This is a genomic window from Pseudoalteromonas sp. KS88 (assembly GCF_004766475.1).
Taxonomy (GTDB): domain Bacteria; phylum Pseudomonadota; class Gammaproteobacteria; order Enterobacterales; family Alteromonadaceae; genus Pseudoalteromonas.
The window spans coordinates 45069-57501 of the sequence record NZ_PYHV01000024.1; the positions used below are offsets into that span (position 1 = coordinate 45069).

14 protein-coding genes and 7 tRNA genes are annotated in these 12433 nt (G+C 40.8%); 15 read left to right on the top strand and 6 right to left on the bottom strand.

Annotated elements, in window-relative coordinates; translation table 11 throughout:
- On the top strand, positions 1 to 191 hold a 191-nt coding region (locus C7Y70_RS20595; protein WP_210114674.1), incomplete at its 5' end, for a hypothetical protein.
- An 884-nt stretch (positions 192 to 1075) separates the two neighbouring features.
- Here the strand turns inward: C7Y70_RS20595 and C7Y70_RS16100 are convergent.
- Together C7Y70_RS16100 and C7Y70_RS16105 are read right to left on the bottom strand one after the other, a co-directional pair.
- Positions 1076 to 1375: a DUF3301 domain-containing protein gene (locus tag C7Y70_RS16100; RefSeq protein WP_099297610.1), complete on the bottom strand. Its 300-nt coding sequence runs from the start codon at positions 1373 to 1375 to the stop codon at positions 1076 to 1078.
- Position 1376: 1 nt separating this feature from the next.
- A complete protein-coding gene (locus C7Y70_RS16105) occupies positions 1377 to 2405 on the bottom strand; it encodes a DUF3549 family protein (protein WP_135475836.1) in 1029 nt (342 codons plus the stop codon).
- A gap of 365 nt (positions 2406 to 2770) precedes the next feature.
- Here C7Y70_RS16105 and C7Y70_RS16110 point away from each other — a divergent pair, with 365 nt between their 5' ends.
- From C7Y70_RS16110 to C7Y70_RS16120, 3 genes are read left to right on the top strand one after another with little or no spacing between them, the layout of a single operon-like run.
- Entirely contained in the window at positions 2771 to 3091 is a 321-nt protein-coding gene (locus C7Y70_RS16110) for a YqcC family protein (protein ID WP_135475838.1), read from the top strand.
- Entirely contained in the window at positions 3084 to 3848 is a 765-nt protein-coding gene (gene truC / locus C7Y70_RS16115) for a tRNA pseudouridine(65) synthase TruC (protein ID WP_135475840.1), read from the top strand. The genes C7Y70_RS16110 and truC overlap by 8 nt, the downstream gene beginning before the upstream one ends.
- Positions 3848 to 4297, top strand: a complete 450-nt coding sequence (locus C7Y70_RS16120; protein WP_135475842.1) for a flavodoxin — start codon at positions 3848 to 3850, stop codon at positions 4295 to 4297. The genes truC and C7Y70_RS16120 overlap by 1 nt, the downstream gene beginning before the upstream one ends.
- A gap of 49 nt (positions 4298 to 4346) precedes the next feature.
- On the opposite strand, the gene C7Y70_RS16125 is transcribed toward C7Y70_RS16120, so the two are convergent.
- Positions 4347 to 5942 (bottom strand): LysM peptidoglycan-binding domain-containing protein, encoded by a 1596-nt coding sequence (locus C7Y70_RS16125; RefSeq protein ID WP_135475844.1) that lies wholly within the window; start codon positions 5940 to 5942, stop codon positions 4347 to 4349.
- A 137-nt stretch (positions 5943 to 6079) separates the two neighbouring features.
- Positions 6080 to 6865 (bottom strand): hydroxyacylglutathione hydrolase, encoded by a 786-nt coding sequence (gene gloB, locus C7Y70_RS16130; RefSeq protein ID WP_135475846.1) that lies wholly within the window; start codon positions 6863 to 6865, stop codon positions 6080 to 6082.
- Positions 6866 to 6917: 52 nt separating this feature from the next.
- Between gloB and C7Y70_RS16135 the strand changes: the two genes are divergently transcribed.
- Positions 6918 to 7682 carry a class I SAM-dependent methyltransferase gene (locus tag C7Y70_RS16135; protein ID WP_135475848.1) on the top strand — a complete coding sequence of 255 codons (765 nt, stop codon included), beginning with the start codon at positions 6918 to 6920 and terminating at the stop codon, positions 7680 to 7682.
- Here C7Y70_RS16135 and C7Y70_RS16140 read toward each other — a convergent pair.
- Positions 7647 to 8501, bottom strand: a complete 855-nt coding sequence (locus tag C7Y70_RS16140) for an MBL fold metallo-hydrolase (protein WP_135475850.1) — start codon at positions 8499 to 8501, stop codon at positions 7647 to 7649. The genes C7Y70_RS16135 and C7Y70_RS16140 overlap by 36 nt on opposite strands.
- A gap of 90 nt (positions 8502 to 8591) precedes the next feature.
- Positions 8592 to 9059, bottom strand: coding sequence for a ribonuclease HI (rnhA, locus tag C7Y70_RS16145; protein WP_099297627.1), 468 nt, complete (start codon positions 9057 to 9059; stop codon positions 8592 to 8594).
- Between the two features lie 68 nt (positions 9060 to 9127).
- Between rnhA and dnaQ the strand changes: the two genes are divergently transcribed.
- The 10 genes from dnaQ to C7Y70_RS16195 all read left to right on the top strand — a co-directional run bounded on the left by dnaQ (position 9128) and on the right by C7Y70_RS16195 (position 12427).
- On the top strand, positions 9128 to 9841 hold the full coding sequence (gene dnaQ / locus C7Y70_RS16150) for a DNA polymerase III subunit epsilon (RefSeq protein WP_099297628.1): 714 nt from the start codon (positions 9128 to 9130) through the stop codon (positions 9839 to 9841).
- An 8-nt stretch (positions 9842 to 9849) separates the two neighbouring features.
- The gene (locus C7Y70_RS16155; RefSeq protein ID WP_135475852.1) at positions 9850 to 11226 is read left to right on the top strand and encodes a TIGR03503 family protein; all 1377 of its coding nucleotides are present in this window, start codon (positions 9850 to 9852) and stop codon (positions 11224 to 11226) included.
- A 99-nt stretch (positions 11227 to 11325) separates the two neighbouring features.
- Positions 11326 to 11402, top strand: a tRNA-Asp gene (locus C7Y70_RS16160).
- 27 nt (positions 11403 to 11429) lie between these two features.
- A tRNA-Asp gene (locus tag C7Y70_RS16165) sits at positions 11430 to 11506 on the top strand.
- A gap of 41 nt (positions 11507 to 11547) precedes the next feature.
- Positions 11548 to 11624, top strand: a tRNA-Asp gene (locus tag C7Y70_RS16170).
- A 30-nt stretch (positions 11625 to 11654) separates the two neighbouring features.
- Positions 11655 to 11731 (top strand) — tRNA-Asp (locus tag C7Y70_RS16175).
- A 37-nt stretch (positions 11732 to 11768) separates the two neighbouring features.
- Positions 11769 to 11845: transfer RNA gene (locus C7Y70_RS16180), tRNA-Asp, on the top strand.
- Between the two features lie 37 nt (positions 11846 to 11882).
- Positions 11883 to 11959, top strand: a tRNA-Asp gene (locus tag C7Y70_RS16185).
- Between the two features lie 54 nt (positions 11960 to 12013).
- Positions 12014 to 12090, top strand: a tRNA-Asp gene (locus tag C7Y70_RS16190).
- A 202-nt stretch (positions 12091 to 12292) separates the two neighbouring features.
- Complete coding sequence (locus C7Y70_RS16195; RefSeq protein ID WP_245321567.1) at positions 12293 to 12427, top strand: helix-turn-helix transcriptional regulator; 135 nt, start codon at positions 12293 to 12295, stop codon at positions 12425 to 12427.
- The last annotated feature ends 6 nt before the right edge of the window (positions 12428 to 12433 follow it).

The window sequence follows — 12433 nt, forward strand, 5'->3', positions numbered from 1 at the left end:
CGCTTTTACAACGAATGGCGAGGATTATTATTGCAAGTCCAGTATTAGCCAGTACAAATAAACATTCCTCAGAAAATATAAAATTTCATATACCAATCAAGCAAAGAGCATCGCCGCTTTTACAACAAATGGCGAGGGTCACTGGCTCAAGCGCAGTATTAGCCAGTACATACAACCGACTGATAGACTAAGGCTTCGATAAAACTTTAATTCTATTCAATATAAGCTTATTAAATTATTTATTGCATCATAGTTTTTTGATTTAACATGATAAAAAGCATCACGTCATTATCTCAGCAGTGAAGTCTTTACTTTTAAAGTCATATTGAAAAATGGGCATTAGAACTGACAAATTATTGCGTTTTTCCAGAATAAATTACTTAAAAAACTTAACTAAGTGGTATCCCTAGAAACATGCGTAAGAAAGTGCTGTCGGTAATGGACGTTACCGTGTGCGATATATCTTACAATAGTGTGAGTATTATCAGTTTATGTTGCTAAAAATACGATATATAATTAATAAGCAATTGATTTTATTTAAAATAGCATTTGTTTCATAAATGTTGCAATAAAATAATTCTTATTTGCTGCTATCAGTATTTTAGGATTCTATTAGAATTTAACACATCAAGACGATACAGACTCAATGATTGAGCTGATGCTAAGGAAATGGATTACGGCAAATAAGCATGAAGCTAGGCAAGAAGCCAAATGGACAAGCTTACATGGATGGCAAGGAAGAACAAGGACACTGCCAGGATGCAGTAGATTAGCGGAGCTAATGATAAGGATGACACAAAGGATTATATTACAGGAAGTAATAGGAGCGCTTGGAAGCGTAGGATAGGCCAAGATGGCAAGTGGATAACACTAGGACGTGTTGGATATTGCATTGATGCAGTGTGAGGGTGTATTTAGGATGTATACCCGTTCAGGGGATGATAAAAAAGGTAGCTTCGGCGTAGGTATGGATGCCTTATTATGGATGAAGTCAGATTGGGGCGTAACTACATGTTACGCCTTAGTTTTTTCAGTAGATAAAACAGTTCAAGTTAGTTCGACCTTAAAGCGGTTGTCATATTTTGTGCGGTGGCACAACAACACTCTTCAGCATTTCATTTTCCATAAATAAAACACCTTGGTACACGCTTTGTCCATCGCTTGAAAATTCAAACATGAATTCACTTTTTATCCCTGGCTTGCCACTCTTTAAAATACCAAACCGACGCTTGGTGCATGCGACACTCATCAGTTGTACTTGCAGTTGTTCACTTTGACGCTTGGCATGCGCATTAGCAGCTTCTGCCACTTTTCGGTTTAGCCAAAACAGGTAAATTACACTGCCTATAAGGATGAATGTCCACAAACTTGCCATTTTAAGAGAATAACCTTCCAATTGCGCGAGCGAGAGTTTCGCTGCGGTTTTCTTTTCGTAATAGACCTAATAGATGAGGTCGAATTGTTGGAATTGCAACTAGATCAGCAAAAATACTTGGGAACAGTGTATCAATTTCTTTATGATGCGCACAGTTATCCATAAATATATGTAGTCTTTGCGGGTCTTCTAATAAAGAATAACAACGCCCTGCAACGGTTAATAGCACATCTGAATCTGTGGCTAGTTCGCTTGCTAACACGGAATCAACGATTTGTCCTGTCAGCCCTTGTGCTTGAGAGTTCGACATGGCGCGCAGTGCGCATACAAGGGCTAAAGAATCATGTTCTTTAATTGCGTTTTTGGCGTGTTGAGAAAGCTGTTCAGTCAGGACTACGGGAATATTAACATGTTCAAGCATAGCACTGAGAGGTTGAACTACTTCGACAGGGAGTTGACCCCACGCATCTATCAAATTAATTAAGTTACTATCGTTTTCTAAGCGCAACGCATAATCAGCAATACCTTGTAGAGCCACACTTTGCCAGTTATCAAAGCCGAGCTTTGCACTAAAATACAGTTGCGCATATTCATAGTATTGCGACGCAGGCTGCTTTAGTAATGTCTTTAGAAGAGAGTTGAATGCCGCAAGTTTATTAGCATTAGGCGTAAAAACATATGGGTTATTATCAAGTTTACCATCAGCTTGTTCACCAGTAAGGTCATTGCCAAGTGCTTCTATAACCATGTTTGCAAAATGGTCGCGACTTGCACAGACTAGTTTACTTTGCTCATCAACAGGAAACTTCAAAAACCATACGTAAGGTTCTTTACTGGCGGAGCTATCCCAAAATTGAATAGCGATCCATGCGTGTCCTGCAAGCGGATATGGATAGGGGATCTGGGCTTGCTCAATTGCATCGAATTGTTTTTTATCAATTTTTGTTATGCGTCTGCCAATATCAAAAGCACGCCATTGTGTGCCAGCTCCATCAAGAAGCTGCCCTAAAGTCGCTATTTGCTCAGTCATTATCTTCTCTAAATTTTATACTGCAATATGCTAATAATTATACGCCATAGCCGCTTATGAGGGAACAGGGTATAATCTGTCGGTTTATACCCAAGCCACCTCAAGATGCGAGTTTCAGTTGGGATTAAAAGCGCTTTAGGCAAGGCATTGATTACAAATAATGGTTGTTCCCTTGTTAAAATCAATAACGCAGTATAAATCGCTTTTAAACCAACCCGTTGGGCGTTTCACAGGCACTTACTCTCATCGTTGTTACTTCTTAAAAGGGACCGCCATTCTTGCAAAGTAACGCCTTGATATTAAGCCCCTGTGAAACGCTGAATTCTGCATCTTGAGGTGGCTTGGGTATATATAAAGGGGGTATAATGGTACACGTAATTCAGGGTTATCTGGCGCAACTTGAAGATTTATTAAAGCAGTATCAACTTTGGCAAAATGAGCCTATTGATAATTACGCATTAAATTCTACAGTCCCCTTTTGCCACGATACCATGGCCTTTGAGCAATGGTTGCAATTTGTATTCATAAAGAAAATGTCATTGCTAATTGAGCAACAGCAACCTTTACCGAGTAATATGTCAATTGCGCCAATGGCGGAGATAATGCTGTCAAAATCTACGGGCGGTGATGAAGTAATTGAATTATTGAAAGAAATTGATAACCTTTTTGGAACAGAAAATGATTGAACGACCAGAGCCAGCAGCGTTTGGTGAACTTGAAGTTTTATACCAAGATGAAGACTATATTGCGATAAATAAACCTTCAGGGTTGCTTGTGCATCGTTCTTTTTTAGACAAACATGAAACGCAATTTGCTATGCAAATGTTGCGCGATCAAATAGGACAACATGTCTTTCCTGTTCATCGGTTAGACAGGCCTACCTCTGGTGTTCTGTTATTTGCGTTGAGCTCAGAGGCTGCTCGCGACATAAATCAATTGTTTATTGATAATCAATTATCAAAACGTTACTTAGCTTTAGTTCGTGGTTTTGCACCTGATTCAGTTTTTTTAGATAAGCCATTGAAAGAAGAATTGGATAAGATTGCTGATAAGTTTGCTGATCAAGATAAGGCACCGCAAGAGGCACAGACGCAGTTTAACTGTTTGCACCAAGCTGCGTTACCAATTCCAATAGGTAAGTACCCAACAGTACGCTATTCGTTAGTTGAATGTTTTCCTAAAACTGGGCGAAAACATCAGATCCGTCGACATTTAAAGCACTTATCTTTACCTATTATTGGTGATGTTAACCACGGGGATAATCAACATAACCAGTTTTTTCGGGAGCATTTTACACTGCGCCGGTTAATGTTATTTGCAACTGAGCTTCACTTTGTGCACCCTTATACAAAACAAGCTGTAAAAATAAAAGCGCCACTGGGTGAAGCGATGCTGAGCATTTGCAATCAACTTGGCTGGCCCAATCAAGAAAAGGATTATTAATGGCAACGATTAGCATATTTGTCGGCAGTGTTTACGGTGGCGCTGAACGTTTGAGTGATGAGATTATCGAAGTGATTGAGCAATCAAACCATCAAGCAAGACTTATCACATCACCCACAGTAGAAGACGTTAAAGTAGCAAGTCATATTTTAGTGATCACCTCGACTACTGGTAAAGGTGAGATACCAGATAACTTACTCTCGCTTTATAGCGAGCTAAATAGCCAATTTCCCATGCTTGCTGGAACACCTTACGGTATTGTTGCTATGGGTGATAGAAGCTATGGTGATACGTTTTGCGCTGCTGGTCGAAGCTTTGATGAGTTATTTCGTGATTTACAAGCAAAGCCATTAGGTCATCGCTTAGAAATAGATGCCAGTGAGGACTTTGAACCTTGGCCCGTAACAGAGCCTTGGTTAAAGCAGTGGTTGACAAAATTACCTAAGTAAATAAAAAAAGAGCGCATTAGCGCTCTTTATTATTATGTTACATTAAATACTAAGTACTTTTTACATCCACTTTAAGTTTCAGTTTTTGCCCTGGTTGCAAGTACTTTTGACCTGCCAAATTATTCCACTTAATAATATCGCTCACCGATAAATCAAACTTAGAGGCAATACGCGCAAGCGAATCACCGCGACGTACTTTATAAGTAATTGTTCGGTTGGTGCTGATTAAAGCTGTTTGCTTATTACTACTCGTTTTATAAACTGTGAGTTTTTGACCTAACCGTAATACACTGCTTTTATTAAGCTTATTCCATTTAGCCAGCTCAGCAATGGTGACATCATACTCGCGACTAATATCCCACAATGTATCGCCACTTTTGACTTTATGAAACACTTTTTGTTCTGTCGTTTTATTAACCGCGAGACGCATTTTATGTGGTAGGTGTTGGCTTTTAATAGCGCCGTCACTGAGCGGCACTAAAAGTTGCTGACCAACTCGAATAGTGGTTGTGTTTAATTTGTTTAGGGATTTTATGGCACTCACGCTGGTTGAAAACTTATCGGCAATCACTGATAAGCTATCCCCATTGGCCACCTTATATTGTTGCCAACGAAGGCGCTCTTTAATGTCTGTTTTGGCAAGCTGCTGTTGGAAGTTTTCAACTTTATCTGATGGTATTAATAAAAAATGAGGCCCTTCAGGGTCTGTTGTCCAGCGGTTAAAACCTGGGTTTAAACGATAAAGTTCAGTTAAACTAATTTGTGCCATTTCTGCCGCTAAGGCTAAGTCAATTTGAGAGCCGATATCGACAGTTTCTACCACTTGTGCATTAATAATTGGGTTCCACTTTAAACCGAACTCTTCTTGACGTTCAAGTAAGTCAGAAAGGGCTAATAGCTTAGGCACATACGCCGTGGTTTCTTTGGGTAAATCAAGTGACCAAAAATCGGTAGGTAAATGCTTTTTGCGGTTTTTTCTAATCGCCCGAAGTAAACGTCCTTCACCAGAGTTATATGCTGCAATTGCATTAAGCCAATCGCCTTCTAGTGTCTTATGCAAATAAGACAAGTAATCAAGTGCTGCACGAGTTGACTGGACAATATCTCGGCGACCGTCATACCACCAGTTTTGTTTAAGATCAAAGCGTTCACCTGTTTGCGGCATAAATTGCCAAATACCCGAGGCACTGCGGTGTGAATAACCAAATGGATCAAATGCACTTTCTACAATAGGTAGAAGCGCTATTTCAATTGGCATTTCGCGTTTTTCAACTTCTTCTACAATAAAATGTAAATATGGCTCAGCACGTTTGGAAATTCTATCGAGATAAGATTGATGGCGAGCATAATAATTACGCTCGGTAACAACCGGGCGGTTTTGCGGTACTTCGATTGATAATTGATAGCGAATTCTTTCCCACACATCATCAAAAATAGGGGAAGCATCATCAAGTTCATTCACTTGAACGTATTGCGCATTTAGCATTAATGCATCATTGATTTCGCTTGGGCTTGCGCTATCAAATAGCTCAACAGACTGATTAGCATTGATGCTATCTGTTTTGTTATTAGAATGTGTTGAAGTTAATGTTTGACAACCACTTAGCACTAAAGCTAAGCCTAAAACGAGTGGGGATTTTTTCATAAATACCAATACATCAGGTAAAAAACTCGGCGAATACTACCCGTTATGAGCCAACATTGCCACTTTATGACCACCTAAAAACTGCAATAGTGATGTTTATAATCCGATAATAAACTAATTATTATCGGATTATAATTTTAGAAGTGGTCTTTCCAGGCTCTAAGACCTGCAAAGTTTTGCCAAGGTTCATTATTTTGTAATGTGTTTTCTGATTTATACTGATATTCAATAGGGATATTTTGACTAATACCTGAGATATCACTGCGCATAAAAGGGTTTATTTTACGCTCTAAAGCGATGCTGCTAGGTAAGGTAATTTCATCATTCTTGCGTTTTGTATCTACCCACTGTGCATACTCAATTAAGTCAGTATTAGTAGGCTCAACTGTTAGAGCAAATGCTAAATTTGCTTGTGTGTATTCATGGGTACAATATATTTTACACGTCTCTGGCAGCTGTTTTAATTTATCAAAAGAGTGCTGCATTTGCTCTGCGCTACCTTCAAATAAACGCCCGCAGCCCCCGCTAAATAAGGTGTCACCGGTAAATGCTAAGGCCGAGTTTAAATAACAAATGTGATCTAGCGTATGACCTGGAGTATGGATGACAGCAAACTCAGTATCAAACACTGTGATAGTGTCGCCTTCATTTAGTGTATTTGTTATCCCTTTAAACGGACTGTTGCTTGGGCCATATACTTTGATGCCTTCAAATGCTTTACACAAGGCAGCCACGCCATCGGTATGATCATAATGATGGTGAGTTATTAATATACCAGCGAGTGTTAAGCCATGTTGACTCAAATGAGTCATGACAGGGGCAGCTTGACCTGGGTCTACGACCCAAGCGAGTTGGTTTTCATCGTGTGTAATACACCAAATGTAGTTATCTGAAAAGGCTTTGATTGCTTTGACTTGCACCATTTAACATTGCTCTATAAAGTGATCATATTGAACAGTATAACGAGCTTAGCAGATGAAACCAGCCCTTAGTTTTCAAGAAGGACCCAAGCCATTGTCATGGTATGAATTTCCTCATGGCGACTACTTGCGTTCTGATATTGAGCGTAAAATGGCGAAATGGCTACCACGTATGTTTGGCTATCACATGTTAAAGCTGGGTAACCTAAGCGGAGAGCTTAATACTAGCGCCAGTACCATTAAACACCAAGTATGCGTGGCTGAGTCTGGTCCTCATACGGGGGTTGTTGCTGATATTGATGAGCTACCATTTTATGAACACAGTGTTGATGCATGTATATTAAGTCATTGCTTAGAATACCATTCAGACCCTCATCATATTCTTCGTGAAGTACATAGAACCTTGTTACCGGGTGGTTATATGGTGATCACCGGCTTTAATCCGTTTAGCCTATGTGGACTGGCACAGTTACTGCCATTTAGTCGACAAAAGTTGCCTTGGACTGGCCGGTTTTTTACACCAGCACGGGTGAAAGATTGGTTGCATTTACTTGGTTTTGAATTAGTAAGTGACGAACGCTTTATTTTCTCATCACTGGCTCGAGGTACGCGTCTTTCCCGTTTTGCTCCATGGCGACGCTTTACAAAGCAATACTTAAAGCCTATGGGCAGTGTCTATATGCTCGTGGCAAGAAAACGGGTAGCACCGCTAACTCCAATAAAACCCAAATGGCACGCTAGGCCACAGTTTTCACCTGTAAAAGGCGCTGGTCTTAGGCAAACCTCAAAGCAGCACCGTAAGCGGGATTGTCAACAATGATCGTGTCGGGTGGGGTAGTTGACCTGCTCGAATATTCATTTGTATTGCTGGGTGCAATAATTGTGGTGAGCTAAGGGTGGCATCTCGTTTTTCTCTTGTTTCTATGTATGAATGCTCTGACTGTTGTAAATGAACATTTGTTAAACGTTGCGCTTGCACAGTGGTTTTATTTGCCAGCTCGCGGCCATAAGGTTGGTAGTCGTGACACATCCACATAATAGTATTATCTGGCAGGGCTAATACTTTTTGTAAGGACGCGTAAAGTTCTTTTGCGCTACCGCCAGGGAAGTCACAGCGTGCAGTACCACTATCAGGCATAAAGAAGGTATCCCCAACAAAAAGATTTCCTTCAATTAAATAGCTTACGCTATCAGGCGTATGCCCGGGGGTAGATACCACATCAAAATGAGTATTGCCTAACTTGAAGCACTCCCCATCATTAAACAATCTATCAAATGGTGAACCATTACATGGCATATCAAGGTGATACAATCGACTAAAATAAGCCTGTACTTGCGTTATACCTTTACCGGTACCTAGTTTACACGGATGCTCAGTTTTAAGCTGTTGTTTAATATAACTTGCGGCAGTTATATGATCTGCATGGGCATGTGTTTCTAAAATCCACTCAAGAGTGAGTTTATGAGTTTTAACATAGTCAATGATTTGGTTCGCTGTGGTAAAAGTAAGTGTTGCACTGGGCGCGTCAAAGTCTGCGGGTGGGTCAATGAGCATTGCGCTGTGAGTGTCTAAACAGCTCACTAAATAGGTAAAGGTTGCGCTTTGTTTATGAAAAAAAGACTTAACAGCAATGGGCATTTTACAACTCCGATATATTATATAGCTAAATCTTATAACATATAACAGAATTGTAAAATGGTTTGCGACAAATTGAACACTATGCAGTGGTTATTCTGGCTGATAGCCTTCATCTACGAGTAGGTTTTTACTGCCCGCAGCGTCACGTGCGAGATCATCGACTATTTCATTGTATTTGTTACCACTATGACCCTTAACCCACTTCCACGTTATTGTGTGTCTATTACAGGCTTCATCAAGGCGTTTCCATAGGTCGACATTTTTCACCGGTTTTTTCGCTGAGGTTTTCCAACCACGCTTTTTCCAGTTTGCAACCCAAGACTCAATACCTTGCTTTACATATTGGCTATCGGTCGTAAGATTTATCTCGCAAGGGCGGGTCAAACTTTCAAGCGCTACAATGGCCGCCAGCATTTCCATGCGATTGTTTGTGGTGAGTGTGTAGCCTTGGCTCATTTCTTTTTCATGGCCGTTATAAAGCATGAAAATACCATACCCGCCGGGACCTGGATTACCTAAACAGGAGCCATCAGTATAAATCTCTACGGTTTTTTGCACTGTTTTACCTTGATATTATGTACAATAAAGTGATTATAGAAAGATACCAGAATCAGGCTAAGTTCGATATGCAGCGTAGACAAATAGTTTTAGATACAGAAACCACCGGCATCGACCCTAAACAAGGGCACCGAATTATTGAAATCGGGTGCGTGGAATTAATAAACCGCCGTTTAACGGGCAATAATTTTCATGTCTATATCAATCCGCAACGTAGCATTGAAGAAGAAGCAATTGATGTTCACGGTATAACCAATGAGTTTTTACGTGATAAACCTTTATATCATCAAATAGCGCAAGAGTTTTTTGATTATATTAAAGGGGCTGAGCTTGTTATTCATAACGCCCCGTTTGACGTCGGTCACATGGACAACGAGTTTGCACTGCTTAACCAAGGTTACCCAAATACCCACGATTACTGTCAAGTTCTCGACACCCTTAAAATGGCGCGTGACTTGCATCCTGGTCAGAAGAATAACCTTGATGCATTGTGCCGTCGTTATGATGTAGATAACACTAAGCGAACGTTACACGGCGCTCTACTGGATTCTGAAATATTAGCAGACGTTTACTTAGCCATGACCGGTGGCCAAGTTAAGCTCAACTTAAATCAGAATAAAAACCAAGGTAATGAGCAGCAACAAAAAGCGATACGTCGACTAAGCTTAGAGCGGGCACCATTAAAAGTACTTTTAGCTAATGATGAAGAACAGACTGCCCATCAAGCACGACTAGATATCGTTCAAGACGCTGGCGGTCAATGCTTATGGCGCGCTGAATAAGGGCCACAATGAAACATTATTTATTTATATTGCTGGTGGTATTTATTGTACCGCTTACACTGAGCGCGCAAAGTGATGACAAAATTACATTGCTCAAGCGTGATGGCCAACAGAACGAAGTGCCTTTATTAAATAATCGCTTTCGGATTGACTATAAAGTGGAAGAAATAAATCTTTTATTCTTTCGCAAGCCCGGTACACCAGCTGTGGTGCTAGTGCAACCTGATGGCAGTAAGCTTTATGCAACGTCTGCAATAAAAGAACCGAATGTAGATTGGTTTGATGAAATAAGCTATGACTTAATAACCATTCGTGAACCAACGCCTGGGCCTTGGCAGGTTGTAGGCAGTATTTTGCCTGATAGCCGCATTGTGGTGATTGGTGATATTGACTTAAAAGTTGAACCATTACCGCCTCTTCTTTTTAGAGGAGAGACAGTTAAAGTGACAGGTCAAATTTTAAATGATGGTGAGCCTATTGGCGTTGGAATGTTCCGTGATGTAGTAAGCCTTCACGTTGATTTTATCAGTACTAACAACAGTGATTATGCTAATTTTGGTGCAGGTACGCACAGTGTTGCACAATTTAGAGATAATGGACGTGGTTTTGATGAACGTCCTAAAGATGGCATATTTACCGGTGAATTCAAACTGGCGTTTCCGGCGGGTCAGTGGCAACCAGAGCTTTATATCGAAACACCGTTACTAAAGCGCACCGTTGTTCAAGATATTTTAGAAGTTAAAGAGCCTCCTTTTAGTTTCGACATCGCTTTAGCAGAAGATGATACCCTTGAGCATGTTTTAACAGTTTCCTTAGACCCAGAAGTGGTAAAACCCGAAACAGTGCTTATACAGGGTAAAATTTATTACCCAAACAATGAAGAGCAAATGTTTAATATTGAAGGTACGAGTTCGCTTACTAGAGAGCTTATTATTAAAAACTATGATTGGGGTCGCTATAGTGTCGAGCTATCTGTTTTTGGTACAAACATTAATGGTAGAGAGTTTATGGCAACTTTACCAACCTATCGCTTTGAAATTGAAAGGCCCATTGAAATTGTTCCTGAACTACCTGAGCCTGTGCTAACCGAAGCCGAAATAAAAGAGATCGCGCGAGTTAAAAAAGAAGCTGAGTCGATGTCTACAGTTTTGTTCGTTAGCCTTATTATTGGTGGTAATCTATTGGTTCTACTTATTGGCTGGCTAGCTATTCGGTTTTTTGTGCAGAAAAAATCAATCATACCAAAAATAAGCATTCCCTTTTTGAAGAAAAAAGCAGCACCCGATGATGACACAGCAAATGATGAAAAAAATGAAGTTGACAAAAACGGCTCAAAAAATGACAAATCAGGTGAAATTTTAAACCTTTCGATGTCAGATGACTAAAAAACCTGTAAAAAAACAAAAAAGCCCTTGACGAAGTAGGGGCTGATTCGTATTATTCACGCCGCTGCAAAGGGAGACCTAAGCAGCAAACGAAAATGCGGAGTGGTAGTTCAGTTGGTTAGAATACCGGCCTGTCACGCCGGGGGTCGCGGGTTCGAGTCCCGTCCACTCCGCCAATTTTCGACAATTTGTAAGTAAAAGCTGGAGTGGTAGTTCAGTTGGTTAGAATACCGGCCTGTCACGCCGGGGGTCGCGGGTTCGAGTCCCGTCCACTCCGCCAACACTTACACAACGTATGGTTGTAAAACATATTCTTATTATGGAGTGGTAGTTCAGTTGGTTAGAATACCGGCCTGTCACGCCGGGGGTCGCGGGTTCGAGTCCCGTCCACTCCGCCAATAAGAAAAATAACAGTTTAAATACGCGCTGGAGTGGTAGTTCAGTTGGTTAGAATACCGGCCTGTCACGCCGGGGGTCGCGGGTTCGAGTCCCGTCCACTCCGCCACTATTTAAACGCTGTTATATTACAAAATTTGTATGCTGGAGTGGTAGTTCAGTTGGTTAGAATACCGGCCTGTCACGCCGGGGGTCGCGGGTTCGAGTCCCGTCCACTCCGCCAACAAATTAAGTAATAACAAGTATAATGATATCTCTGCGGAGTGGTAGTTCAGTTGGTTAGAATACCGGCCTGTCACGCCGGGGGTCGCGGGTTCGAGTCCCGTCCACTCCGCCACTTGATATCATCAATAAAATTAGTAAGTGTATTACCCCATACACATACCACTGCGGAGTGGTAGTTCAGTTGGTTAGAATACCGGCCTGTCACGCCGGGGGTCGCGGGTTCGAGTCCCGTCCACTCCGCCACTTGTTATTTCCTCAATAACAAGTTAAAAAAATACTTTCCTAATTAATAATAGCCAATATATTTTTCTATCAGCTATCAGCTATCAGATCGACTCTGTTATACTAACCTGCTAATATTCCTTATTATTCTTCACTATTCAGCTTCATATATCTGCATGAATTACCAAGAATCTAACCTCACTTTAAAAAAGGAAGCATTAAGATGAGTACATTAGGTCAGCAATTAAAGCAGCTAAGAAATGATAAAAAACTGAGCCAGCCAGAGTTCGCTCAGCAAGTGGGTATAGAGCAGAGCCATACCCAAACCACCTCAAGATGCGAGCGTCGTTGGAATTAAAAGCGA

What these genes read in the sequence shown, in the direction of transcription:
- C7Y70_RS16100 (WP_099297610.1), bottom strand. Translation starts at nt 1,375, where the DNA reads ATGGCAAGTTTGTGGACATTCATCCTTATAGGCAGTGTAATTTACCTG.
- C7Y70_RS16105 (WP_135475836.1), bottom strand. Translation starts at nt 2,405, where the DNA reads ATGACTGAGCAAATAGCGACTTTAGGGCAGCTTCTTGATGGAGCTGGC.
- C7Y70_RS16110 (WP_135475838.1), top strand. Translation starts at nt 2,771, where the DNA reads ATGGTACACGTAATTCAGGGTTATCTGGCGCAACTTGAAGATTTATTA.
- truC (WP_135475840.1), top strand. Translation starts at nt 3,084, where the DNA reads ATGATTGAACGACCAGAGCCAGCAGCGTTTGGTGAACTTGAAGTTTTA.
- C7Y70_RS16120 (WP_135475842.1), top strand. Translation starts at nt 3,848, where the DNA reads ATGGCAACGATTAGCATATTTGTCGGCAGTGTTTACGGTGGCGCTGAA.
- C7Y70_RS16125 (WP_135475844.1), bottom strand. Translation starts at nt 5,942, where the DNA reads ATGAAAAAATCCCCACTCGTTTTAGGCTTAGCTTTAGTGCTAAGTGGT.
- gloB (WP_135475846.1), bottom strand. Translation starts at nt 6,865, where the DNA reads ATGGTGCAAGTCAAAGCAATCAAAGCCTTTTCAGATAACTACATTTGG.
- C7Y70_RS16135 (WP_135475848.1), top strand. Translation starts at nt 6,918, where the DNA reads ATGAAACCAGCCCTTAGTTTTCAAGAAGGACCCAAGCCATTGTCATGG.
- C7Y70_RS16140 (WP_135475850.1), bottom strand. Translation starts at nt 8,501, where the DNA reads ATGCCCATTGCTGTTAAGTCTTTTTTTCATAAACAAAGCGCAACCTTT.
- dnaQ (WP_099297628.1), top strand. Translation starts at nt 9,128, where the DNA reads ATGCAGCGTAGACAAATAGTTTTAGATACAGAAACCACCGGCATCGAC.
- C7Y70_RS16155 (WP_135475852.1), top strand. Translation starts at nt 9,850, where the DNA reads ATGAAACATTATTTATTTATATTGCTGGTGGTATTTATTGTACCGCTT.
- C7Y70_RS16195 (WP_245321567.1), top strand. Translation starts at nt 12,293, where the DNA reads ATGAGTACATTAGGTCAGCAATTAAAGCAGCTAAGAAATGATAAAAAA.